The sequence below is a fragment of the Streptomyces catenulae genome (assembly GCF_000718015.1).
Lineage (GTDB): Bacteria > Actinomycetota > Actinomycetes > Streptomycetales > Streptomycetaceae > Streptomyces > Streptomyces catenulae.
In genome coordinates, this window is the sequence record NZ_JODY01000014.1 from 92,315 (window position 1) to 114,071 (window position 21,757).

Annotated in this window: 21 protein-coding genes; 14 read left to right on the top strand and 7 right to left on the bottom strand. The window is 72.1% G+C overall.

From position 1 onward, the window contains the following. Positions 1–30 precede the first annotated feature (30 nt). On the bottom strand, positions 31–723 hold the full coding sequence (locus IF23_RS0114870; protein WP_245654984.1) for a TMEM175 family protein: 693 nt from the start codon (positions 721–723) through the stop codon (positions 31–33). Between the two features lie 193 nt (positions 724–916). Next, entirely contained in the window at positions 917–1,435 is a 519-nt protein-coding gene (locus tag IF23_RS0114875) for a DUF1453 family protein (RefSeq protein WP_030283738.1), read from the bottom strand. Between the two features lie 184 nt (positions 1,436–1,619). On the opposite strand from IF23_RS0114875, the gene IF23_RS0114880 reads away from it, so the two are divergent. The 3 genes from IF23_RS0114880 (at position 1,620) to IF23_RS0114890 (ending at position 4,000) form a co-directional block, all read left to right on the top strand. After that, positions 1,620–2,852, top strand: a complete 1,233-nt coding sequence (locus IF23_RS0114880; protein ID WP_078653983.1) for a sensor histidine kinase — start codon at positions 1,620–1,622, stop codon at positions 2,850–2,852. Continuing rightward, a complete protein-coding gene (locus IF23_RS0114885; protein ID WP_051739581.1) occupies positions 2,849–3,535 on the top strand; it encodes a response regulator in 687 nt (228 codons plus the stop codon). Before IF23_RS0114880 ends, IF23_RS0114885 begins: the two co-directional genes overlap by 4 nt. Before the next feature lie 228 nt (positions 3,536–3,763). After that, positions 3,764–4,000 carry a hypothetical protein gene (locus tag IF23_RS0114890; protein ID WP_030283743.1) on the top strand — a complete coding sequence of 79 codons (237 nt, stop codon included), beginning with the start codon at positions 3,764–3,766 and terminating at the stop codon, positions 3,998–4,000. A 301-nt stretch (positions 4,001–4,301) separates the two neighbouring features. Here IF23_RS0114890 and IF23_RS0114895 read toward each other — a convergent pair whose 3' ends face one another. After that, positions 4,302–4,979, bottom strand: coding sequence for a response regulator (locus IF23_RS0114895; RefSeq protein WP_030283745.1), 678 nt, complete (start codon positions 4,977–4,979; stop codon positions 4,302–4,304). Continuing rightward, the gene (locus IF23_RS0114900; protein WP_030283747.1) at positions 4,976–6,205 is read right to left on the bottom strand and encodes a sensor histidine kinase; all 1,230 of its coding nucleotides are present in this window, start codon (positions 6,203–6,205) and stop codon (positions 4,976–4,978) included. The genes IF23_RS0114895 and IF23_RS0114900 overlap by 4 nt, the downstream gene beginning before the upstream one ends. Before the next feature lie 136 nt (positions 6,206–6,341). Here IF23_RS0114900 and IF23_RS31220 point away from each other — a divergent pair, with 136 nt between their 5' ends. Then, positions 6,342–6,758: a DUF4190 domain-containing protein gene (locus IF23_RS31220; RefSeq protein ID WP_245654985.1), complete on the top strand. Its 417-nt coding sequence runs from the start codon at positions 6,342–6,344 to the stop codon at positions 6,756–6,758. A 293-nt stretch (positions 6,759–7,051) separates the two neighbouring features. Further along, positions 7,052–8,572 carry an alpha/beta hydrolase gene (locus tag IF23_RS0114910; RefSeq protein WP_030283750.1) on the top strand — a complete coding sequence of 507 codons (1,521 nt, stop codon included), beginning with the start codon at positions 7,052–7,054 and terminating at the stop codon, positions 8,570–8,572. Positions 8,573–8,708: 136 nt separating this feature from the next. On the opposite strand, the gene IF23_RS0114915 is transcribed toward IF23_RS0114910, so the two are convergent. Then, a complete protein-coding gene (locus tag IF23_RS0114915; protein WP_030283752.1) occupies positions 8,709–9,638 on the bottom strand; it encodes a LysR family transcriptional regulator in 930 nt (309 codons plus the stop codon). A 92-nt stretch (positions 9,639–9,730) separates the two neighbouring features. Between IF23_RS0114915 and IF23_RS0114920 the strand changes: the two genes are divergently transcribed. The 5 genes from IF23_RS0114920 to IF23_RS0114940 all read left to right on the top strand — a co-directional run bounded on the left by IF23_RS0114920 (position 9,731) and on the right by IF23_RS0114940 (position 14,403). Continuing rightward, positions 9,731–10,585, top strand: a complete 855-nt coding sequence (locus tag IF23_RS0114920; protein ID WP_030283754.1) for an alpha/beta hydrolase — start codon at positions 9,731–9,733, stop codon at positions 10,583–10,585. A 183-nt stretch (positions 10,586–10,768) separates the two neighbouring features. Continuing rightward, complete coding sequence (locus IF23_RS0114925) at positions 10,769–11,959, top strand: cytochrome P450 family protein (protein WP_030283756.1); 1,191 nt, start codon at positions 10,769–10,771, stop codon at positions 11,957–11,959. 79 nt (positions 11,960–12,038) lie between these two features. Beyond that, positions 12,039–13,439 (top strand): L-lactate MFS transporter, encoded by a 1,401-nt coding sequence (locus IF23_RS0114930; RefSeq protein WP_030283758.1) that lies wholly within the window; start codon positions 12,039–12,041, stop codon positions 13,437–13,439. Next, on the top strand, positions 13,408–13,569 hold the full coding sequence (locus tag IF23_RS34435; RefSeq protein WP_169750005.1) for an MFS transporter small subunit: 162 nt from the start codon (positions 13,408–13,410) through the stop codon (positions 13,567–13,569). Before IF23_RS0114930 ends, IF23_RS34435 begins: the two co-directional genes overlap by 32 nt. A 192-nt stretch (positions 13,570–13,761) precedes the next feature. Then, complete coding sequence (locus IF23_RS0114940) at positions 13,762–14,403, top strand: class I SAM-dependent methyltransferase (protein ID WP_030283760.1); 642 nt, start codon at positions 13,762–13,764, stop codon at positions 14,401–14,403. 136 nt (positions 14,404–14,539) lie between these two features. Here the strand turns inward: IF23_RS0114940 and IF23_RS0114945 are convergent, their stop codons facing one another. Further along, on the bottom strand, positions 14,540–15,532 hold the full coding sequence (locus IF23_RS0114945) for a CehA/McbA family metallohydrolase (RefSeq protein ID WP_030283762.1): 993 nt from the start codon (positions 15,530–15,532) through the stop codon (positions 14,540–14,542). Positions 15,533–15,632: 100 nt separating this feature from the next. Continuing rightward, entirely contained in the window at positions 15,633–16,538 is a 906-nt protein-coding gene (locus tag IF23_RS32060) for a HAMP domain-containing protein (RefSeq protein ID WP_030283764.1), read from the bottom strand. Between the two features lie 276 nt (positions 16,539–16,814). On the opposite strand from IF23_RS32060, the gene IF23_RS0114955 reads away from it, so the two are divergent. From IF23_RS0114955 to IF23_RS31230, 4 genes are all read left to right on the top strand, one after another. Then, on the top strand, positions 16,815–17,762 hold the full coding sequence (locus tag IF23_RS0114955; protein WP_030283766.1) for a hypothetical protein: 948 nt from the start codon (positions 16,815–16,817) through the stop codon (positions 17,760–17,762). A gap of 248 nt (positions 17,763–18,010) precedes the next feature. Further along, positions 18,011–18,427 (top strand): hypothetical protein, encoded by a 417-nt coding sequence (locus tag IF23_RS0114960; protein ID WP_030283767.1) that lies wholly within the window; start codon positions 18,011–18,013, stop codon positions 18,425–18,427. Between the two features lie 785 nt (positions 18,428–19,212). Beyond that, on the top strand, positions 19,213–20,250 hold the full coding sequence (locus IF23_RS0114965; RefSeq protein WP_030283769.1) for a C40 family peptidase: 1,038 nt from the start codon (positions 19,213–19,215) through the stop codon (positions 20,248–20,250). Positions 20,251–20,723: 473 nt separating this feature from the next. Then, the gene (locus IF23_RS31230) at positions 20,724–21,638 is read left to right on the top strand and encodes a class I SAM-dependent methyltransferase (protein ID WP_245654986.1); all 915 of its coding nucleotides are present in this window, start codon (positions 20,724–20,726) and stop codon (positions 21,636–21,638) included. Positions 21,639–21,757: the final 119 nt, after the last annotated feature.

Here is a 21,757-nt window from a genome sequence, read left to right on the forward strand (position 1 = left end):
GCCCGAACGCGATCGGTCCTTGGCTGCGGGTCAGCGGGCGCGGCGACGCCGAAGGAGTGCCCACCTGGGCAGGAAGAGCAGTAGCAGGCTGTAGTACTGCAGTACCGGTACGGCGAGGGCGAGGACAAGAGCCAGGACCAGAGCCAGGACGTTGAGTCGGCTCTCGGTGTAGGACTCCTGGAGCTCGCCCGGTTGCTGACCGTCCTCGTCGAGCAGCCCCGGGGTGGTCTTCAGGATCCGCAGCATCGCCACCCGGCACACCATGCCGAACAGGAGGGTCGCGTAGTAGAAGCCCGCCACGAACCGGTTACGGCCGAAGGCGCCGATCATCTCCGCCGGTAGGGGGAGCATGACAACGGAGAGCAGCCACCCCATGTTCCACACCGTCAAGGAGCGGGTGACCTTCACGACCGATGAGAAGGCCCGGTGGTGCTCCCGCCAGACGTTCGCGATGACCGCGAAACTGAGCAGGAAGCTCCATATCTGGTCGAGGTGACCGGTGATCACCTCGCCGGCCTGCCGGTGGGCGGACGCGGCTTCCGGGACGAGATCGACCAGCGGTAGGACCAGCAAAGTGATCGAGATCGCGGTCACCGCATCGGTGAAGAGGATCAACCGCTCTCCCGAGGCACCCCCTTCGGCCCGGTCCGGGACCGCAACCGGCGGCACTGCCGGAGTGGGCCCTCCGACGCCGGTTTCGTCCATGACGTCGCCAGTACTCATACGTGTTGCACCTTTCTTCGGTTCTTCTGTTCTTCGGTTCTTCTGTCCGACCCCGTCGGGCCGGGATTTGCCGGAGGCGGGCCGCTCCCCCGGCCGGGGCGGGCCGAAAACTCCGTCTGCAACGAGGGCTGTTGGGCCGACGGCTTCGCGGGGTACCGGCCGCGCGGGTCTTGCTGCGCCTCCGCGCCCCGGTTCAGGCCGGGACCCGGCGCTGCCCGGAGGCGCGCACCAGCAGCGCTCCCGAGCGGGTGAGCAGTGCGGCGATCGCCATGAGCACCAGCCCGTTGGTGACGATCGAGGCGATGTCCTGGGGCAGGGCGCCGTGCCGGAGGAAGAAGCGCCCCAGCTCGGAGCCGTACCAATAGGTGGCGCCGACGGAAAACACCGAGCGGGCGGCGATCAGGCCGATCCACAGCGCCGCGTAGCCGCGACCGGCCCGGGCGACGACCCGGCCGTCCGGCTCCCGGAAGACCTGGACCTGGCTGACCGCGATCAGCCCGAACAGCACGCCGGCCGCGAGGCCGCAGATTTCGACGGCCAGGCCGATCCCGCTGTCGAAGACGGTGTGGACGAACACGGGGACGATGATCACCGCGACGATCAGCGGGCGGAGCAGGCGTCCGCGGCTCACCGCCTTGGTGCCGAGGTCGGCGTGCAGGGTCGTGAGCAGGACGACGACGTTGACGAGGAGAGCGCTCTGCAGAGTGGACACGGATTCCGTCCGTAGGTGAGGAGTTTTTGTCCCCACAGCGTCAGATCTGTGCCACAGCCCGGGCGTCGGCCCAGGAGCCCAGGAGGGTGGAGCGCGGATCCCTCCACCCACCTCCACCCTCCTCCACCCAGCGGCGGGCTCCGATCCGGACGGCGGGGGAAACGGTGTATGCCAAGCTGAAATCATGGCTGTGATCACAGAAGGCGAGCCGTCGTCGGCACCCCCCGTGCCACCGCGACCGACCCTGCCGCGTCCCGACCTCTGGCAGCACGCGCTGCCCCGGGTGCTCGGGCTGGCTCTGGTGCTGATCGGCCTGCCGTTCACGGACGGGCTGGTCTGGTCCACCACCACCTATGTGCTGGTGGCGCTGATGTGCGGCTCCTGGGCGCTGTGGTGCGTGGCCGGACTCCGGGCCGGAGATCCGGTGCCCGACGCGTGGGCGGTGCCGATCCTGGGCGTCACGATGATCAGCGGGAATCTCCTGATCACCCTCGAACCCGAGGCCGTGCTGGCCACGGCCGTCATCGGGATGGCGATGGTGTCGTCCGGGGCGGTCCTGTCCACACTGGTCGGCGCGGGCGTGCTGGCCGCCGGTGTGCTGGCGCTGGCGATCGGCGGGATCGTGGCCGGTTTTCCCGGGCAGGCATGGGCGGAGGTCGCCGCCTGGATCGCCGCCCTGCTGGCCTGTCAGCTCGCGGGCGCGACCCGGCGCAGCATCGGGACTCAGCACGCGCAGGCCGAGGAACTGTTGCTGCAGACCCGGCGCGCGCAGGAGGAGAAGCAGCGGGCCGCGGCGCTGGCCGAGCGGACCCGGATCGCCCGGGAGATCCACGACGTCCTGGCGCAGTCGCTGGGCGCCCTGGCGGTCCAGTTGGACGTGACCGACTCGCTGCTCACCGCGGATCCGCCGCGTACCGAGGAGGCGGTCGAGCGGGTCCGCAACGCCCGCCGGATCGCCGTCGACGGGCTGACCGAAACCCGCCGCGCGATCGCGGTCCTGCGTGCGGACACCCCGCCCCTGCCGGAGGCCCTCACCGCGCTGGTCCACGACCACCGCATCGCCTCCGGCGCGCCCGCGACCTTCACCCCGGTCGGCACCCCGCGCACGCTCGAACCGGAGGTCGGGCTGGCGTTTCTGAGAGTCGCCCAGGAGTCCCTGGCGAACGCCGCCAAGCACGCCCACGGCCGGGAGGTGACCGTCACGTTGGAGTACGGAGAGGACCGGGTGAGGCTGACCGTGCTGTCCGGGACCGCCGACTCCGGTGGCGGCGAGGCCGGTCCACGGCCCCGGGTGGCGGGGACGGACGGCGGCTACGGTCTGGCCGGCATGCGTGAGCGGCTGCTGCTGATCCGCGGCGATCTGACGGCCGGACCCACCCCGGAGGGGTGGCGCGTGCAGGCGGAGGTGCCCGCATGAGTATCCGGGTGGTGGTCGTCGACGACCAGGCGGTGATCCGCGAAGGACTGATGACCCTGCTGGACATGATGCCCGGCATCGATGTCGTCGCCGGGGGCGCGAACGGCGAGGAGGCTGTCGCCCAGGTCGCCGAAACGCACCCGGACGCGGTGCTGATGGACCTGAGCATGCCGGTGATGGACGGCGTGGAGGCCACCCGCCGGATCGTGGCGGCCCACCCGGACGTGGCCGTCGTGGTGCTGACGACCATGGCGGACGATCAGCTGATTCTCGACGCCCTGGAAGCAGGCGCCCGGGCCTACCTGACCAAGGACTCCGGCAAGACCGAGATCGTCCGCGCGATCGAGGCCGCACTCGCCCGGCACACCACCTTGGACCCGATCGTCCAGGAACGCCTGCTGGCCGCCGCCCTGCGCGGCGCCGACCACCCGACCGAACCGCGGCGGGTCGAACCGTCGCAGGATCTGCTGACCCCGCGTGAGTCCGACGTACTGCGGCTGCTCGCCCAAGGATTGTCGAACCGCGCCATCGGTCGGCGCCTGCTGGTGGGGGAAGCCACCGTCAAAACCCACGTCAACCACCTGTTCGCCAAGCTCCGCACCCACAACCGCGCGGAGGCCGTCGCCTGGGCCCACGCCCACGGCTTCGGGCCGGGTGCGGACGGCGTGGGCTCCGGCCGGTGACGGCGTTCCTCAACAGCGCCATCGGCGCAGTTCAGCGGGTGGGTGCGGCCTGGGTGGGGGTGCCGGGGCGGTGTGCGTGGTGGTGCGGCGGTGGGTTAGCCATCTGTTAGGGGAACGTCAGCGTGATCTTCGAAGCTGGCTGGCGTCCGGGGACGAGACGGACTCCCGGAGCGTGGTTCACACGCCGTCGAGCGTGCACGCAACGCACATGCACAGAGGAGAGAAGACATGCGCAAGTTCCAGCGCACCGCAGTAGTCGCCGCCGGCCTCCTGGCCCTGTCCGGCATCACCGCCGGAGCCGCGCAGGCTGCCGATCTCCAGACCATGGAAACGCAGGGCAACTACCAGACGGACTGCCACACCGACCAGACCCAGCAGGAACTGGACAGGGCGGTGGGGCACCACGTCACCATCGACCACTGCGAGGCCGACGGCCCCGGCAGCATGGTCATCTACTACTCCTGAGTCCGGGAGACCGGTGACGTCCGCATCCGTTGCCGACGTCACCGACCTTGCCGACGTCACCGTCCATTGCCGACGTCACCGACCGTTCCGGCTCTCAGTTGGGCTCGCACGCGCAGTCGGCAGAGGGCCGGATCGTGGAGACGAACGGCGGTGGACGGCGGACGGTGAACGGCGAGCTACGCATGGCGGCTTCTCCGCCCCTCCGGGGGTGCGGGAAGCCGCCTTCGTGTTGGGAGGAGGCTTCCCCTCCCGTGCGTTGGCGTTCCGTCCCGTCCCGCCGCGTGGCGCAGGTGCGGTGGTCTCAGCCGACGAGGCCCGGTACCACGAGGCCGGATTCGTAGGCGATCACTACCGCGTGGGTGCGGTTGTTGGCGCCCAGTTTGCTCAGCACGTTGCCGACGTGTGTTTTCGTCGTCTCCAGGGTCACCGAGAGGTGTGCGGCGATCTCCGGGTTGGACAGACCGGTGGCCATCAGGCGCAGCACCTCTTCTTCCCGTCCGGTCAGTGCCGCCCTGGGGAGGGCCCGGGTGCTGTCCAGGGGGCGGGCGGTGACCATCCGGCGCAGTTCTCTGGGGAAGAGGATCGCCTCACCGGCCGCCGCCACCCGGATCGCTTCGGCGATCTGGGGGATCGGGCGGCGTTTGAGGACGAAGCCGCTGGCGCCCGCGCCGAGTGCGGCGGTGACGTAGTCGTCGTTCTCGAAGGTGGTGATCACCACGATCCGGGGTGGGTCCGCCGACTCGGCGAGCAGGTGCCGGGTGGCGTCGATGCCGTTGCGGCGGGGCATCCGCACGTCCATGAGGACCACGTCCGGTCGCAGGGTGCGGGCCTGTTCGAGCACCTCGATGCCGTCGGCGGCCTCGCCGAGGACGACGATTCCGGGCTGCGCGGCGAGCAGGGTGCGCAGGCCGGTGCGGGTCACCGGGTCGTCGTCGGCGATCAGTACGGTGACGGGCTCGGCGGGGTCGGGGTGGATCATGCGGGCAACCGTAGGGGGAGCCGGACCGTCAGCCGCCACTGCCGGGCTCCGTCCGGACCGGCCTCGAACCGGCCGTGCAGCAGGTGCACCCGTTCGGCCAGACCCGCCAGGCCGCGCCCGGAGGTCGGGAAGGCCGCCGGGCCGGTGCCGGTGCGCTCCCCCGTCGGGTTGACGACGCTGAGTTCCAGCAGGTCGGGGGTGGTGGTCACGCGGATCCGGATCGGGCCGTCCGCTCCGTGGCGCAGCGCGTTCGTCAGGGCCTCCTGGACGATGCGGTACGCGGCCCGGGAGAGCGTTCCCCGGATGCGGGTCAGTCCGTCGGGCAGGTGGGGTTCCAGCACGGCGCCCGCGTGCCGCAGCCGCTCCAGCAGTTCGGGCAGGTCGGCGAGGGTACGGGTCGGTGCGGTGTCCGCCGCCTGGTCGCGCAGGACGCCGAGGACGTAGTCGAGGTCCTCCAGCGCGCCCCGGGAGGAGTCCTCGATGCTGCGCAGGGCGGCTCGGGCCGCCACCGGGTCGGTGGCGAGCACCTCGCCCGCGACGGCGGCCTGGATGGTGGTGGCGGTCAGGGCGTGTCCGATCGAGTCGTGGAGTTCGCGCGCCAGTTGGTTGCGTTCGGCCAGCCGCCGTTCCCGCTCGGCGGCCAGCGCGAGTCGCTCCGACGCCGAGGGGCCGAGCAGCGCTGGTGCCAGTCGGCGCAGGACGGCTGTCACGGCCACGCATACGGTGGCCGCGAGCAGGAGGCAGCCGAGCGCGGCGGCCCAGCTGCCCCAGCCCCCGGTCAGCCGGGCCGACCAGCCGAACGCGGTGATCCCGCCCTGGGCGCCGAGCCAGTTGCCCGGCAGGATCAGGCCCGCGGTCGTGAGCATGCCGGTCAACAGGAGGGCCGACCATCCCAGTGCCGCGTGGAGCACCAGCCACAGGGGGGTACGCAGGCGGTCGGCGCCCGACGGGGCCGTCAGCGGATCGGGCAGCGGCACCCGCAGCAGTCGGCGGGCGCCCATGATCAGCACCCGCCGCACCGGGTGGGCCAGCCCGAGGGCGCCGGTCAGCACCGCCCAGAGCGCCAGGGCCGACGCCGCCGCGACCGTCTCGGGGCGGACGCTCCCCGCCAGCACCGGTGCGAGCGCGAGCGGCAGCAGCGGGAGGCTCACCAGGGCGCCGCCGCAGGCGAAGAGCGCACCCGTGTATGTGGAGCCGCGTAGGAGCGGCCGGAAAGCCCGAATCATGAGCGTCAGTATCGCCGCAGCTGAGGGCGGCCTCCTCCCTCGATCGGGGGAGACGGATTTCCCTCGATGCCGTGATGACCGCTGTGCCTTCTGCCTCGCATGATCGTGACGCCAACGGTTCGAGGAAGGACGGCAGATGGAAACGCAGGACACGGTTCGCGCTCCGGGCAGGTGCGCGGCGGCGCGGCGGCCCGACGCGGCGCACCCGGCTGCTCGCGGTGTGCACGGGGTCGAGGGCGGCGGGAACAGGGCGGCCGTGGCCGCGCTGGCGACGGGGTTGACGGCCCTGTTGACCTCCACCGTCGTCGTGGGCGGCCTGCTCGGCGTCCCGGGGCTGGTCCTCGGGATCGTGGCGTTGCGGACGGCCGGGCGCACCGGCGTCGGCCGTGGTCAGGCCGTCAGCGGCCTGGTGACCTCGGTCGTGGCGATCGTGGTGTCCGTCGTGGTCGCGCTCGGCGCCGTGTGGTTCGCGCACCGGACGCAGGACTGCTACCGGTTCCACGAGGTCGGGCAGTGGGCCCACTGTGTCCACCAGCACGTCGGCCTCGGCTGAACCCCGCCACCGGGCCGATACGGCAGGCCCTGTACCCAGCAGCCCCGGGGCGGCGGTGCCCCGGAACACCTCGCAGCAACGAGCGACCGGACCGGCCTGCGCCGCTTCATGACGGCACATCGCCCCGGGCCTGGACTGCCCCGGCGATCGGCCTCCGCGCCCGGCCACGGGCGTCCGGCGCCACGTCGGCGCGCGGGCACGCACCACGAGCCGACCGGCCCGTCCGGTGACAGGCACCCTGCCGCCCCGACCGCCGGTCACCCGGCGCTTCTCCCCCTCCGTAAAGGACTGACATGGTTCCCCGAAACAGCTGTGCGACCTTCCTTCTGGCCTTCGGCGCCGTGACCGCCGTGCTCTCGGGAGCGGTCTGTGTCCCGGCCCACGCCGCGCCAGGCCCCGCAGCCGGTGCCCAGTTGCGCCCGTACCCGCCGCAGAAACTCCACTGGCGGCGCTGCGACTCGGACCGCCCCGCCGCCTTCCGGTGCGCCACGCTCAAGGTGCCGCTGGACTACGGCGACCCCGGCGGCCGGACGATCGACCTGGCGATATCCCGGATCGAGGCGAGCGACCGGAAGAAGCGGCACGGCGTCCTGCTGCTCAACCCCGGCGGGCCCGGCGGCGCCGGACTGGACATGCCCGAATCCGTCGGACCGCTGCTGCCGCCCCAGGTCCGTGAGCAGTTCGACCTGATCGGGTTCGACCCCAGGGGCGTCGGGCGGAGCTCCCCGCTCGGCTGCGGTCTGACCGAGGACGAACAGAACTGGGAACACCCCTACTCGGACGGCGCCTTCGCCACGGACGTGGCACGCGCCCGCACCGTGGCCGACAAGTGCCGGACGGCGGAGGGGGAGGTACTGGCCCACATGACCACCCGCAACACCGCCCGCGACCTGGACCTCATCCGCGCCGCACTCGGCGAGCGGAAGATCTCCTACCTCGGCTACTCCTACGGGACCTACCTCGGCGCCGTCTACGCGCAGCTGTTCCCCCGGCGCAGCGACCGCATGGTGCTCGACAGCGCGGTCGACCCTACGGAGGTCTGGCGGGGGACGTTCCAAGGGTGGGCGAAGGGCGCCGAGTCCGCCTTCACCCGATGGACCGAGTGGGCCGCCGCACGCGACTCCGTCCACCACCTGGGGGCCACGCCCGCCGCGGTCCGCGCGGCCTTCTGGGACCTGGTCGAACACGCCGACCACACGCCGATCCCGACCGACGGGGCGCCCCTGACCGGCAGCGAACTGCGTCTGGGGTACGACGCGTTCGTCCACGTCGAGACGGCCACCCCCTGGATCGCCGCGTTGCGGCGCGCCGCCGCGGGAGGCCCGCCCGCGCCCGCTTCGCCGACCGCCGCGACCCCGCCGTCCGACCCGCAGCCCCTCCCGCACGGTGTCCCGGCGGACAACACCGCCGTCGCCGCGTGGGCCATCTTCTGCGGTGACGCCCGCTGGCCGAGCGACCCGGAACAGTACCGGCGCGACGCGATCCGCAACGGGGCCCGCTACCCGCTGTTCGGCGACGCCGGTTCCCACATCCAGCCGTGCGCCTTCTGGAAACCGGCGGGCGGCGAACCCACCACGGTGGTGAACAACGACGTCCCCGCCCTGATCCTGCAGAACCGGTGGGACCCGCAGACACCACTGGCCATGGGCCAGGGCATGCGGCGCGCCCTGCACGGCTCCCGCATGGTCACCGTCACCGACGGCGAAGGGCACGGCGTGCTCGGCGTGACCCATTCCTGCGCGGACGCGCCTGCCGTCCGCTACCTGACCACCGGTCGGCTCCCGGCCGAGGACCTGGTCTGCACCGTGTCCTGAGTGCCCGTCCCGTCTCCGGTGGTGCTCGCTCACGGGTTGCGGCGCGAGGCGTCCCGCCGCAGCCCGGCCACGCAGGCACCACCGGAGGGTGCGGCCGGACCCCGGCGGGGCCGCCCGACGGAGCCGGATCCCGTGCTCATCCCCGGGCCAACCGCAGGTCGAGCGCGGCGCCGACGTCGGGGCAGTTCCCGCGCACGGTGTCGAGGAAGGCGCCCAGCGCCGGGGAGCGGTCCCGGTCGGCGAAGGAGAGGACCAGGTCGGGTAGTGCCGTACGCGGGGTCACCCCGCAGAAGCGGACGCCCGGGCGCGGGACCGACAGCATGCGGGAGGGCCCGAGGCCCACGCCGACGCCGCAGGCGGCCAGGCCGATGATCGTGTGCACATCCCTGGCGGCGGTCGCCCCGTCCAGCGCGGCACTGTCCTCGCCGAACAGGGTCCGCAGCCCGGCGGCGACCGCGGGCTCGTCCTCCCCGGCGGCCACCACCAGCGGTTGCCGCCGCAACTGGGCCACGCTCACCGACGCCTGCCCGGCGTAGGGGTGCGCGCTGCCGACGACGGCGATCAGATGGTCGTGCCCGATCGGGACGGACACCAGGTGCTCGGCCCCGGCGCCCCGCGGCGGTCCGAGCGTGACGGCCACGTCCAGATCCCCGGCGACGAGGGCGGCGGTGCTGCGGCCGGACGCCATCTCGTGCAGTTCCAGGCGGACATCGGGCCGCTCACGGCCGAACCTGCCCAGGACGTCCGGCAGCGGGTCGAGCAGCGCGGAGGCGACGAAGCCCAGGCGCAACCGGCCCGTCTCACCGCGCGCCGCCCGCCCCGCGTCGACCGTGGCCGCCGCCATCTCCGCCAGCGCCCGCCGCGCCCGGGCGAGGAACGCCTCACCGGCGGCGGTCGGGAGCACGCCCTGGCGCGTACGGTCGAACAGCCGGGCCCCGGTCTCGCGTTCCAGGTCGGCGATCTGCTTGGACAGCGGGGGCTGCGCGATGCCCAGCGCGCGGGCCGCCCGGCCGAAGTGCCCGTGCTCGGCGAGGGCGAGCGCGTACCGCAGATGCCGCGCCTCCATGGCCCGCCCCCTTCATACCCACAAAGTATCGCTACCCAGAGTGCCATATCTTCCACTGGATGGATCCGCTGTCGCCGACTGGGATGGGACCCATGACGCCCTCCCCCGGCTCCGGCCTGAACACCACCGTCTTCGTACTCGTCCACGGCGCCTGGCACGGCTCGTGGCAGTGGGCGGCGACGCAGCGCGCACTCGTCGGTCTCGGTGCCGCGAGCGTGGCCGTCGACCTCCCCGGGCACGGCTTCGGCGCCCCCCTGCCCAGCGGTTATCTGCTACCCGGCCGACCCGGGCTGCGGACCGAGAGGTCGCCGCTCGCCGATGTGACGATGGACGACTGCGCCGACGCCGTCCTGGACACGCTGCGCCGGGTCCGCCGCTACGGCCGGGTCGTGCTGGTCGCCCACAGCGCCGGTGGCGGCCCCGCGTCGCTGGCCGCGGAGCGCGCGCCCGATTTGGTCGACCGCATCGTGTACCTCTCCGCGTTCGTCCCCGCCGGTCGCCCCCGGTTCTTCGACTACCTCGACACCCCCGAGAACGCCACCGCACGGGGGCAGGGCCTCCCCCTCGGCGATCCCGGGGCGCTGGGCGCCGTACGGATCGATCCGCTCTCGCCGGACCCCGCCTACGTCGAGGAGCTGCGGCAGACCCACTACCACGACACGCCCGCCGACCGCTTCGACCGCTGGCGCTCCGCGCTCAGCCCCGATCTGCCGCTGGCCCTCCCGGCGACCCCGGTCACGCTCACCGCGGCGCGGTGGGGCCGTATCCCGCGCACCTTCCTGCGCTGCGCGGAGGACCGGGCGCTGCCGACCGCCGTGCAGGACCTGATGATCGCGGAGGCCGACCGGGCCATGCCGGGCGAGCCGTTCACCGTCCACCGCCTGCCGGGCAGCCACAGCCCGTTCGCCGCCCGCCCGCGGGAACTCGCCGAGCTCCTGGCGCGGTGAACGGCGGTCGGTTCCTGCGAAGAAGAACAAGGCCGAGCCGTGCTGCGCGGGCGGGCGCGGCTCAGGACATGACCATGTAGGTGGCGGGGCCGCGGTTGCGGTGGACGCCCTGCGCCAAGCAGACCTGCGCCCCGTGCGCGTCGGCGGCACCGTCCCGGTCAAGTCGGTTGAGAACCTGGTGGCATGAGCGACCATCCGATGACAGATCCCACCTTCCTCGGCGACCCCTACCCTGCCTACGCGGCGCTGCGGGCGTCGTGCCCGGTGCAGCGGGTGCCGACCGGCTCGGGTGGGCGTGGCAGCTATCTGGTGACCGGGTTCGAGGAAGCCCGGGAGGCTCTCGCCGATCCGCGGCTCTCGAAGGACACGGCGGCGTTCTTCGCGGACAAGGAGTCGCGGCGGCGGCTCCATCCGGCGGTCGCGCGCACCATGCTGGCCACCGATCCGCCGGAACACGCCCGTCTGCGCAGGTTGGTGACGGGTTCGTTCACCACGCGGGCGGTGGAGGAGCTGCGGCCGTTCATCGCCGGGACCGTCGATGCGCTGCTGGACCGGTGGTCGGGCGCGGGTCCGGTCGATCTCGTCGCGGAGTTGGCGGTGCCGCTGCCCGTCATCGTGATCTGCGAGCTGCTGGGGGTTCCGGAGCGGGACCGTGCGGAGGTCCGGCGGTGGTCCGGTGAGCTGTTCGCCTCCGGGGCGCCCGACACCATCGACGCCGCCTCCCACTCCCTGGCCGAGTACATGACGGGGCTGATCGCCGCCAAGCGCTCGCGGCCGGGGAACGCGCTGCTCGACCGTCTCATCTCGGCGCGTGACGGGGCCGACCGGCTCTCCGAGGAAGAGTTGGTCTCGCTGGGCGTACTGCTCCTGGTCGCCGGGCACGAGACGACGGCCAACTTCCTGGGGAACGCCGTTCTGGCCCTGCTCCGCCACCCCGCGGAGCTTCAGCGGCTCCGTCGGCACCCCGCCGAGATCGCCCCGTCGCTCGACGAGTTGCTGCGGTACGACTCGCCCGTCGCCACCGCGACGTTCCGGTTCACCACCGAAGCCGTCACGCTCGGCGGCACCCCCATCCCCGCGGGCGAACCGGTACTGGTCGCCATCGGCGCCGCCAACCGTGACCCGGCGCGCTGGCCGGACCCGGACGCGCTGGATCTCGACCGGAGCGCCGCCGGTCATCTGGGCTTCGGGCACGGGATCCACCGGTGCGTCGGGGCGCCCCTCGCCCTCGCGGAGGCGGACATCGCGCTCCGGAGCCTGCTCACCCGGTTCCCCGCCATCCGGCTCGCGGTACCGGCCGAGCAACTCACCTGGCGCAGGACCCGACTTGTCCGGGGATTGGCGGAGCTGCCGGTCCTGGTGACGTCCCCCTAGCGCGGGCCCGGGGACGCCGTCTGCCGTGCGCTCTTCCGGTCCCTGTTCAACGGCGTGCGGCCTTCGTAGGGTGCCGGGCATGACGCCGCCCGGATTCTTCGCCCGTTCCCGCACCCTCGCTCCACCAGGCTGGAGCCGGTGGTTGGTGCCGCCCGCGGCGCTCTCGGTTCATCTGTCGATCGGGCAGGCGTACGCGTGGAGCGTCTTCAAGCCGTCGCTCGAATCGTCGCTCGGGCTGTCGGGGACGGCGAGCGCGCTGCCGTTCCAGCTCGGGATCGTGATGCTCGGGCTGTCGGCGGCGTTCGGCGGGACGCTCGTCGAACGGCGGGGGCCACGCTGGGCGATGGCCGTGTCGTCGGGCTGCTTCTCCTCGGGGTTCCTGCTCGCCGCGCTGGGCGCGTACACCGAACAGTTCTGGCTGGTCGTGTTCGGCTACGGCTTCGTCGGCGGTATCGGGCTCGGCATCGGCTACATCTCCCCCGTCTCCACCCTGATCAAGTGGTTCCCCGACCGCCCCGGGATGGCCACCGGCATCGCCATCATGGGCTTCGGCGGCGGTGCGCTGATCGCCTCGCCCTGGTCGGCGCAGATGCTGGAGTCCTTCGGGGAGAGCAGCCGGGGGATCGCGGCGGCGTTTCTCGTGCACGGCGTGGCGTACGCCGGGTTCATGGCCCTGGGGGTGCTGCTCGTCCGGGTGCCGCCGGAGGGCTGGCGGCCCGCCGGGTGGGAGCCGACGCGGCAGGAGCGGGCGCCCTTGGTCACCACGGCGCAGGTGTCGGCCCGTTCCGCGGTACGGACGCCGCAGTTCTGGTGTCTGTGGGTGGTGCTGTGCATGAACGTGACGGCCGGGATCGGCATCCTGGAGAAGGCCGCTCCCATGATCACGGACTTCTTCGCGGGCACCTCGGCGTCGGTCGGCGCCTCGGCCGCCGCGGGCTTCGTCGCGCTGCTGTCGCTCGCGAACATGGCGGGCCGACTGCTGTGGTCGTCCGCCTCGGACGTGATCGGTCGCAAGAACGTCTACCGCGTCTACCTGGGCGTCGGCGCGCTGATGTACCTGGTGATCCGGCAGACCGGGGGCGCCTCGAAGCCGCTGTTCGTCTGCTGCGCGCTGGTGATCCTCTCCTTCTACGGGGGCGGCTTCGCGACGGTCCCGGCGTATCTGAAGGACCTGTTCGGCACGTACCAGGTCGGCGCCATCCACGGTCGGCTGCTGACGGCCTGGTCGACCGCCGGTGTCCTGGGCCCGCTGATCGTCAACCGGGTCGCCGACTCCCAGAAGGCGGCGGGCCACTCGGGGGCCGGGCTCTACGGCCTGTCGCTCGACATCATGATCGGCCTGCTCGTGGTGGGCTTCGTGGCGAACGAACTGGTCCGCCCCGTCCACCCGCGCCACCACGAGCCCGAGCCGCACACCACCCACCACCCCACACCGAAGGAAGCGGCCGATGACACACCCGACCCCCGGCGCCCCACCTGACCCCGAGCACACGCCCACCCCCTCCCCCCGCCACGCCCTCACCGTCACCACCTGGCTCTGGGTGGCCCTACCACTCGCCTACGGACTGTACGAACTGGTCAGCAAGGCGACGAAGCTCTTCACCGGCTGAGCACCAGGGAGGTCGGCGGGGGCCGGGGAGAGCGGCCGGTGTCGGTCCCGGGGCCGGGGTGCTTCCGACGGGTCGTGGCCCGGGCGGGGGCCTCGGCCCAACTGACCACTTCAGAATGAGGGCACGCGGGCTACGGAGGCAGAACGCGCTGCCGGCCAGGTCGAGTAGCTCCCACGGACTAGCGTGTCGGCCATGTGGACGGATGACTGGTTGGTCGACACCCGAACCTCCTACGACACGGTGGCGGTTGGCTACGCCGACTATGTGCGTGACTCCATCGCCCGGCTGCAGTACCTGCGCGGGGCCCTGGCGTTGTTCGCGGACAGTGTGCGTGCAGCGGGCGGCGGGCTGGTGGCGGACATCGGCTGCGGCCCCGGACATGTCACCGCTCACCTGAACACGCTCGGCGTCGATGCCTTTGGTATCGACCTCTCTCCGGGGAGGGTCGCCGTGGCCCGGCGCGATCATCCCCGCCTGCGGTTCGAGGTGGGCTCGATGACGGAACTGGACCTCCCCGCCGCCTCGGTGGCCGGATTGCTGGCCTGGCAGTCGTTGATCCACATCCCCGACGCGGAGGTACCGTCCGTGATCGGGCAATTCCATCGGGTGCTGCGGCCGGGTGCACCGCTGCAGCTTCTGTTTCACGTCGGCACCGAATCGCGACTGAAGACCGAGGGCTACGGCGGTCGTCCGATGAAGGTTCATGTCCACCGTCGTCAGCCGACCCAGGTGGCCGCCTGGTTGCGCAATGCTGGATTCGAGGTCGAGGCCCAGCTGCTGCTGGCCCCTGAGGAGAAAGCATCGCAAGCGATTCTGTTCGCGCGGCGTAACTGACTACTGAAGGGCACGTTGTGCTGCGGGCGTTGTGTCCGACGGTCCTCGACGCGTCAGCCTCCATCAGGGCTTGGTCGAACTGGCCTGCAGCCTCATCTGCCTCCGTCGTCTGCGGACGGCGCGGTGAGGCGAGTGGTCAGGTGAGGATGATCGGGTTGGTGAGTGCCGCGAAGTGCCCGTGGGGATGGCGGACCTCGATGCGGACGAATGCCGAGTCCTCCGCTGTCGTGTCCCACTGCACCACGCCCGCCCCGTCACCGGGGAGGGACGCCCGGTGAGCTTTCCCTCGATCGGTGTGGAAGCTGACGGTCCCCACCGGCACACCTCGTACTGCTGCCTGCACTTCGACGCGTCCACCATGAGCCGCGAGCCGTTCTCCCACCCCGGCAATGCGACCCTCGGCACGGGCGGTGAACGACACGTCGGTGTCCGTCGACTCTGCGATCCAGCTGCGGCCCGCACGGATTCCGGCCAGGACGGCATCGGTGCTCAGTTCCTCGGCGAAGACCACGGTGTGAGGGATGCCGATCTGTCCCTCCAGATGGGTGTCGCTGTTGCCCATCGCCGGCCGCCACGAGCCCATGTGGATGTCGGCCGCGAGGCTTCGCCCCCACTCCGCCAGCGCGGCCTCGTTGTCGGCGTTCCAGGGCCGGTCCGAAGCCCACAGTCCGTTCCACACCTCCACCGCGTCAAAGCCCCGGAAGGGAAACATGAAGTCGCCCGACGGGTAGGGCGCATGCGGGTGCGCGGCCACGCACAGGCCCCCTGCTTGATGGACCTGGTCCAGGCACTGACCGATCAGACCGTCCCTGACCTGGTGGCTCCAGTCGACGACCTCGCCAGGGTTGATGCCGAGCGCGAGCCAGTGCCCGGTCTTCGTGGTCACTTCCTCACCGAGAACGATCAAGAAGTCATCGGCAGCCAGATGCCCCCATACACCGGGTTCCGCAGCGGCTCGGTGCTCTGTCGTCGCGATGAAGTCGAGTCCGGCAGCGCGGGCTTGGAGTGCCAACTCTTCCGGAGTGAGTTCTCCACCATCCGAGCGGACGGAGTGGACATGGCAATCCCCGCGGTACCAGGCCGCCCCGCGCCCCACCGCCCACACCGGCGGGTAGCTCGAACTCGACAAGGTTCCTCCTTCAAGGGCCTGCCGAGCGAACGCGCGAACAAAGCAACCGGTTCCTTCGCACCACTGAGCACCCTCTCAGCCGAGAAGCCAAACCAAGATCTCAATCTGAAACCGTCAGTAGAGGCGTGAAGGGACGACCCACGGGATCTTCCGGTAACGCCGCCGTGCCGTCGGATGGTTCGGGCCGTTCCGGTCGTACGGGGGAAGGGTGAAGCCGACCTCGGCGCCGCCGCCGTTCGCCGTGGTACACGGGGATCGGCCAGTCGGTGGCGTCCTCGATGACATGCACGGTGCGCCCGGTCCGCAAGCGGAGGCGGTGCGTGCCGTCCTCCGCGGTGACGGCCAGGGCGACGGCCTCGGGCTCCTCCTCCGTGTAGCGGTCGGTGGTCAGGTCGACGAGTTCGCGGAGCAGGTCGTCGAGGGCGGTGGTCTCGGTGACCAGGGTGGTGGGGATCTGCTCCTCGTCCTCGGGGGCGAGCCGACCGCGCGCCCGTTGGAGCAGTTCGGCGCTGCCCGTACCGAGGTGAGCGGGGTGCGCGGTTCGTGTTCGGCGTCCTGGACGAGTTGCTGCTGGGCGGGAGCGGCGCAGCGCGGTGAGCATGTGGGCGAAGCTGCGGGTCAGTTGGCCGATCTCGTCGGATCCGGCGGGTGGCAGCGGTGTGGCGAGGTCCTGTGTGGTGGTGATCCGCCGGGTGGTGTCGGCCAGTCGGCGGACCGGCCGCAGCACCCGCCCCAGGACGAGCCAGCCGACGAGCGCCGCGCAGCCGGTGGCGGCGGCGGTGGTCCGGGCGATCCGCCACCGGGCCTGGCGGTCGAGGTGGGCGGCGCCCGCGTAGCTCTGGCCGACCGTCACCGCCCCGCCGCCAGGCAGCGGCCTGGCGAGGGTGCCGTACCCGGTGCCGGAGACGACCACGTCGGCCCGGCTCTCCCCCGTGCCCGTCCGGGCCACGCGGAGCGCGTCCGGTGCGACCGGCAGCGCGAGACGGCCGGGGGCCAGCGACCGCACCGCTCCCCGGCGGACACGACCCGCTCGATCATGTCCGGGCGGGCGGGCGGCGTCAGCCCGGCCGAACGGGACGAACAGGAGCGCTACCGTCAAAACGCAAATAACGGCATCAATGCCCGAACAGCACCCCATTCGCCGTCATTCCGCTGATCCCCGTACGTGCCTGGGTACCAGTCGCGTCTCGGATGGCGGGCTGCCGGTTGCGCGTCCAGCTCCCGCCCGTACGATGCCGGAACTTCGTCCCGCCCGTATCTCCTCGGGAAGGCCATCGCGGAAATGCCCGTATTCAAGCGCCGCAAAGGCAGTCACCCCCGTCTGCTGCCCGAACTCGACGACACCGCGCTGGGACAGGTTCGGCGGCGCGTCGAGGCGTGCTGGGACCGCGGCTCCCTCGACACCCCCGTCATGGCCTTGATGACCGACGTCCTGGACGACGCCGGGGAGGACTGGGACCGCAAGGCGCACCGGCTGAGGGTGCTCGCGGGAGCCGCGGGGCGGACCCTGCCCCGCATCTGGCGGGAGCACCACCCGGGCAACCAGTCCGCCGTACTGCTGCACGCCTGGTCGGATCTGCTCCAGGCGGAGCAGGAGGGTGCTCCGATCGACCTCGGCGCGACCCGGGAGTCCTGCCGCCTCGCCGCCGAGCTGCTGCCCGCCGACCCCACGCCCTGGACGGTGTACCTGGCGGCGCTGCGTCTGGAGCGCCGCCCGTCCGCCGAGCTGTCGGCGGTCTGGCGCGAGATCAAGGCCCGTGATCCGTGGAACCGGGAGGCCCACCTCCAGGCTCTGGGGTATCTCTCGCCCGACGAGTGCGGCTCCAGCAGCCATGTGCTGGACCTGCTCGACAGCGTCCGTGTGATGCCGCCGGACGCCCCCGCGGCCGGTCTGGAGCTGACCGCGCTCGTCCGCAACCATCAGCGCGCCATGGCTCCGGGCGGGGTGACCGCGCTCGGCGCCGGGGAGCTGTGGCGCCGCCCGGACGCCGTCGCCGTGCTCGACCACGCGGCCCATCACTGGCCGGGCCCTGGATTCCTCCACCACGCACAGGCGCTCGCCGATCTGAACCTGCTGGCCTACGCGCTGATCAAGGCCACACGGCCGGGCGACGCGGCGACCGTGCTGCGCGCCACCGGCGGCGTGGCGACGCCCTGGCCGTGGAACGCGGAGGACGAACCGTTGGCGAGCTTCTCGCGCCACTACACCCGCGCCCGCGAGTCCGGCTGACGCGCGGACCGCCTCCCCGCCGTACAGACGGCGCAGGGGCCGACGGAGCGGTCCCGGCTGTGCGTCCGTGAGGTGTGCTTCCGCTGCGCGCCCCTGCCACGGCCTGTTCAACTCCGGCCGCATCCCCTTGCGTTCAGACATGCGATACATAACCGGAGCGAGTGGAATAGCCGACTATTCCGATGGCTCCCGAATGCCCCGATCCCTCCCCGGGGATGCCTTCCACGGAAGAGCGTGGGGAGACCTTCATGCGGGACAGCGTCAGCACCGGCCGCCACCGCAAGCTGGTGCTTCTGGCACTGCTGACCTTGCTGTTCACGGCGCTGACCAGCGCCTATTCCGATGCCGTACCGCCCGCGCCCACGACGTGCTCCGCCGCCGGGGCGTCCGCCACCGAGCCGGTGGACCGGACCTGCGCCCCCGAGGCCGATGTGCGGGTGCAGGCGGAGAGCGACACCCGCCACCCCGGCAACGGCTTCCGGCGGCTGCGCCACACCACGGCCTGCCATTTGCGGCCGCAGGCTCCTACGGGGCCGAACGGCAAGGCGGTACGGGAGACGTCCGTGGCGGTGTCCGCGGCCACGTCCGGGCCCGCCGTTCCCTGGGCCGTGCTGCCGGTCGTCGACGCCGGAACGGCCGTCCGGGTGACCGTACTGCGCTGCTGAGCGGGCCCGGTCGCGCCCACCCCTCCTGCCCCGCCCTCCTTGTGAACGGGCGGCCCGAGGGGTGCCCGCGGCCTGCCGCTTCCGCGTCCACGCCCTCAGCACCGCAGGAGTTCCGGCATGCCCGCCGACATCTTCGCCGCCCTCGCCGCCCTCGTCCGCGCCGAGGCCACCCGCGATCCCGCCCGCCCGCACTCCCCGCCCGTGAATCCCGCTCAGCCGCAGCACGACGGCCGCCCGGCCCCACGGACTGGGCCCGTCGCACCCGTACCCCCGCAGGCCACACCGGCGTCCTCGACCAGCCCTGCCGCTCCCGCGCCAACCTCCCCCGTATCGGCCCGGGTTGCCGAACGTCCTGGTCGCCGACCGCTGCGGGCCGGGCGGTTGTGGCGGGCCCTGCGCTGTGCGGCCGGACGCCGCCGCCGTCGTGCCGATGCCACCGAGGGTGCGCCCGCGCCCGAAGCCTGACGGGCCCCGTACGACCACCTGGCCTCGTACGCCTCCGGGGCCAGGTGCCCGCCCCGCCTTCTCCCGGACCGTCGCGCGCTCCGTGTGACGGGGGGGCGCACCACGGCATCAGGTCGCTCCAGGCGGCAGCGGGCGGCCGTTCCCTCCCCAACGGACCCCAAAAAAGAGGACTTTCCCTCCAAACAATTGATCTAATCGTAAGAATTTCACTAGGGTCAGGCGCCAACCCCCCGTTCAGTGCTCACTCAGACGGAGTGGCAGCGGAAGGCCCCGCCCGTCGATGAGTTGGCGGGCGGTTGAAGGAACAAGGAGTTCGCCCTGTGGCGTCCCATCGTCGGCCCAAGCACCCCAGCCGAACGCGTATCACCGTCCTGACCACCGCAGCAGCGGCCGCCATGGCGCTCAGCTCACAGGCCGCCAACGCCGCCCCCGGTCAGAAGCCCGGCAAGGACGAGGTCAAGTCGGAGGTCGACAAGCTCTACGAGCAGGCGGAGCAGGCCACCGAGAAGTACAACGGGGCCGACGAGGAGCGGCAGCGGCTGCAGAAGGACCTTTCCTTGATCCAGGACAGCGTCGCCCGCAGCCAGCAGGAGCTGAACGCGATGCGTAACGGCCTCGGTTCACTGGCCAGTGCGCAGTACCGCTCCGGAGGTATCGACGCCTCGGTCCAGCTCTTCCTCTCCTCCGCCCCGGACGACTTCCTGGACAAGGCGTCCAGACTGGGCCAGATGAGCGGGCAGCAAGTTGCCGCCCTGAAGAGGATCCAGGACAAGCAGCGGGACATCGTCCAGGCCCGCGCCAAGGCCACCGAGAGACTCAAGGACCTCGCTGCCACCCGCTCCGAGCTGGGCAAGAAGAAGCAGGAGGTCCAGAGCAAGCTCGCCGCGGCGCAGAAACTCCTCAACACCCTGACCGCCAAGGAGAAGTCGGCCCTCGTCGACGAGCAGAAGCGGGCCAGCCGCACCGCCACCGAGCGGGTGGAACTCGGCAACGACACCTCCGCCTCCGGTCGCGCCGCCGCCGCGTTCGCCGCCGCCCAGGGCCAGATCGGCAAGCCGTACTTCCGCGGCGGCACCGGCCTCGCCTCCTACGACTGCTCGGGCCTGACCTCCTGGGCCTACACCCAGGCCGATGTCCACCTCCCGCGCACCTCCGAGGAGCAGGCGGGCATCGGCACCCGTCTCACGCGCAGCCAACTCCAGGTCGGTGACCTGGTCTTCTTCTTCAACGATCTGCACCACGTCGGCCTCTACGCGGGCAACGGCCAGATCCTCCACGCCCCGCGCACCGGCACGGTCGTGCGGTACGAGTCGATGGAGACCATCGGCGGACCGTTCATGTTCGGCGTCCGCGTCTGACCCGCATCCTCACCCAGGTGAGCCGCCCGCGCCTTCGGCGAGAATGCGCGGGCGGAACATTCGCGCGTCCGCGACGACAGGCGATGTGACAGCCCTCCGCGGCGTGCGTCAACTTCCGTCCTTCGCGGGCGCGTTGACCCCTCAACTCTCCGGGGCTCTTTGCCGGGTCGGCACCTTGGTACCTCCCGCGGGCCGGGACGGTGACACGGTCGGCGCCGCGACGCCCTGTTTACGCGGCTCTCAGCAGGGGATGATCGCGAAACTTGGATCTTGAAGGTGGGTGCGCGGTCTCGACGGCGAGGCCGCGGGGCCCGGCAGGCGGTCGGGTCCGGTGTCCCTCACCTCAAGAGGCGCCGCGCCGTGCCCACGGGACACGGCAGGCCCGCAGTCCGCCAGGGCCGACCGCCCTCGGCGCGGCCCGTACCGCACGGCTGCGGCCGGCACCTTCGACACTCGACCCGGGAGGCCCCTCGTTGACCCCGCTCAATCCCCTGACCCGGCACCACCCCGGCCCCGAGGCGGCGCCCGACTACGCAGCCGGGGCCTTCGGCCACCAGCGGGCCGGTGAGCAGGGGCGGCTGCGCGCACTGGAGGATCTGTGGGACCCGTTCACCGCGCACTGCTTACGTCAGGCAGGGATACCCGCCACGGCCCGCTGTCTGGAAGTCGGCGCGGGCTCCGGGTCGGTGGCCCGGATGCTGGCCCGGCTCTGCCCCGGCGGTGACGTCACCGCGACCGACATCGACACCCGCTTCTTCGAGGAGCTCACGGCCGAGGAGCGGCTCACCGTCCTGCGCCACGACGTGACCCGGGACGGCTTCCCCGCCGGTTCCTTCGAGGTGATCCACGCCCGGATGGTCCTGTGCCATCTCGCCGACCCCGCACGGGTGCTGACCACCATGGCCGAGTGGCTGCGGCCCGGCGGCCTCCTCCTGGTCGAGGACCTCGACCTGGGACCCGTCGACGCCGCGCCCCACCCGGTGATGCGTCGGGGACTGCGCGCCGCCGAGCAGACCCTCGGGACCTCCCAGGGCAGCGATCTCCGGCTGGGCCGACGGTTGCCGACCCTGGTGACCGACGGCGGCTTCACCTTGGGCGGTATGCGGGCGCAGCCGGTGATGATCGGTGCCGGTGGCCCCGCGGACGCGTTCTGGCGTCTGTCGTTCGCCCAGCTCCGCGACTTCCAGGCCCGGAACGGCTCCCCCCCTCGCCGACGAGATGGACGCGGCGCTCTCGTTGATCGACCGTCCGGACTTCACGGACCTCGGCATGCACGCCGTCTCCGTATGGGGCCGGAAGCCCGCGCAGCCGACGGGGTGACCCCTCGGACCGGCGGCTCCGGGAGCGGACACCGCCGCCCCGGACCGCGCGTCTCCGCCAGCGCCTGAGCGCTGATCCGGCATGCCCCGTTGCCGCCCCCCTTCCCGCGATCCGAACCTGCGCCGCTCATGTGGAGGCATCCATGGCTGAACCCCGTCCCACCTCCCCCTCCCCTGTCTCTTATACA

What these genes read in the sequence shown, in the direction of transcription:
- IF23_RS0114910 (WP_030283750.1), top strand. Translation starts at nt 7,052, where the DNA reads ATGGTTCCCCGAAACAGCTGTGCGACCTTCCTTCTGGCCTTCGGCGCC.
- IF23_RS0114925 (WP_030283756.1), top strand. Translation starts at nt 10,769, where the DNA reads ATGAGCGACCATCCGATGACAGATCCCACCTTCCTCGGCGACCCCTAC.
- IF23_RS0114915 (WP_030283752.1), bottom strand. Translation starts at nt 9,638, where the DNA reads ATGGAGGCGCGGCATCTGCGGTACGCGCTCGCCCTCGCCGAGCACGGG.
- IF23_RS0114895 (WP_030283745.1), bottom strand. Translation starts at nt 4,979, where the DNA reads ATGATCCACCCCGACCCCGCCGAGCCCGTCACCGTACTGATCGCCGAC.
- IF23_RS0114955 (WP_030283766.1), top strand. Translation starts at nt 16,815, where the DNA reads ATGCCCGTATTCAAGCGCCGCAAAGGCAGTCACCCCCGTCTGCTGCCC.
- IF23_RS34435 (WP_169750005.1), top strand. Translation starts at nt 13,408, where the DNA reads ATGACACACCCGACCCCCGGCGCCCCACCTGACCCCGAGCACACGCCC.
- IF23_RS0114940 (WP_030283760.1), top strand. Translation starts at nt 13,762, where the DNA reads ATGTGGACGGATGACTGGTTGGTCGACACCCGAACCTCCTACGACACG.
- IF23_RS0114900 (WP_030283747.1), bottom strand. Translation starts at nt 6,205, where the DNA reads ATGATTCGGGCTTTCCGGCCGCTCCTACGCGGCTCCACATACACGGGT.
- IF23_RS0114885 (WP_051739581.1), top strand. Translation starts at nt 2,849, where the DNA reads ATGAGTATCCGGGTGGTGGTCGTCGACGACCAGGCGGTGATCCGCGAA.
- IF23_RS31220 (WP_245654985.1), top strand. Translation starts at nt 6,342, where the DNA reads ATGGAAACGCAGGACACGGTTCGCGCTCCGGGCAGGTGCGCGGCGGCG.
- IF23_RS0114920 (WP_030283754.1), top strand. Translation starts at nt 9,731, where the DNA reads ATGACGCCCTCCCCCGGCTCCGGCCTGAACACCACCGTCTTCGTACTC.
- IF23_RS0114880 (WP_078653983.1), top strand. Translation starts at nt 1,620, where the DNA reads ATGGCTGTGATCACAGAAGGCGAGCCGTCGTCGGCACCCCCCGTGCCA.
- IF23_RS0114870 (WP_245654984.1), bottom strand. Translation starts at nt 723, where the DNA reads ATGAGTACTGGCGACGTCATGGACGAAACCGGCGTCGGAGGGCCCACT.
- IF23_RS0114930 (WP_030283758.1), top strand. Translation starts at nt 12,039, where the DNA reads ATGACGCCGCCCGGATTCTTCGCCCGTTCCCGCACCCTCGCTCCACCA.
- IF23_RS0114960 (WP_030283767.1), top strand. Translation starts at nt 18,011, where the DNA reads ATGCGGGACAGCGTCAGCACCGGCCGCCACCGCAAGCTGGTGCTTCTG.
- IF23_RS0114890 (WP_030283743.1), top strand. Translation starts at nt 3,764, where the DNA reads ATGCGCAAGTTCCAGCGCACCGCAGTAGTCGCCGCCGGCCTCCTGGCC.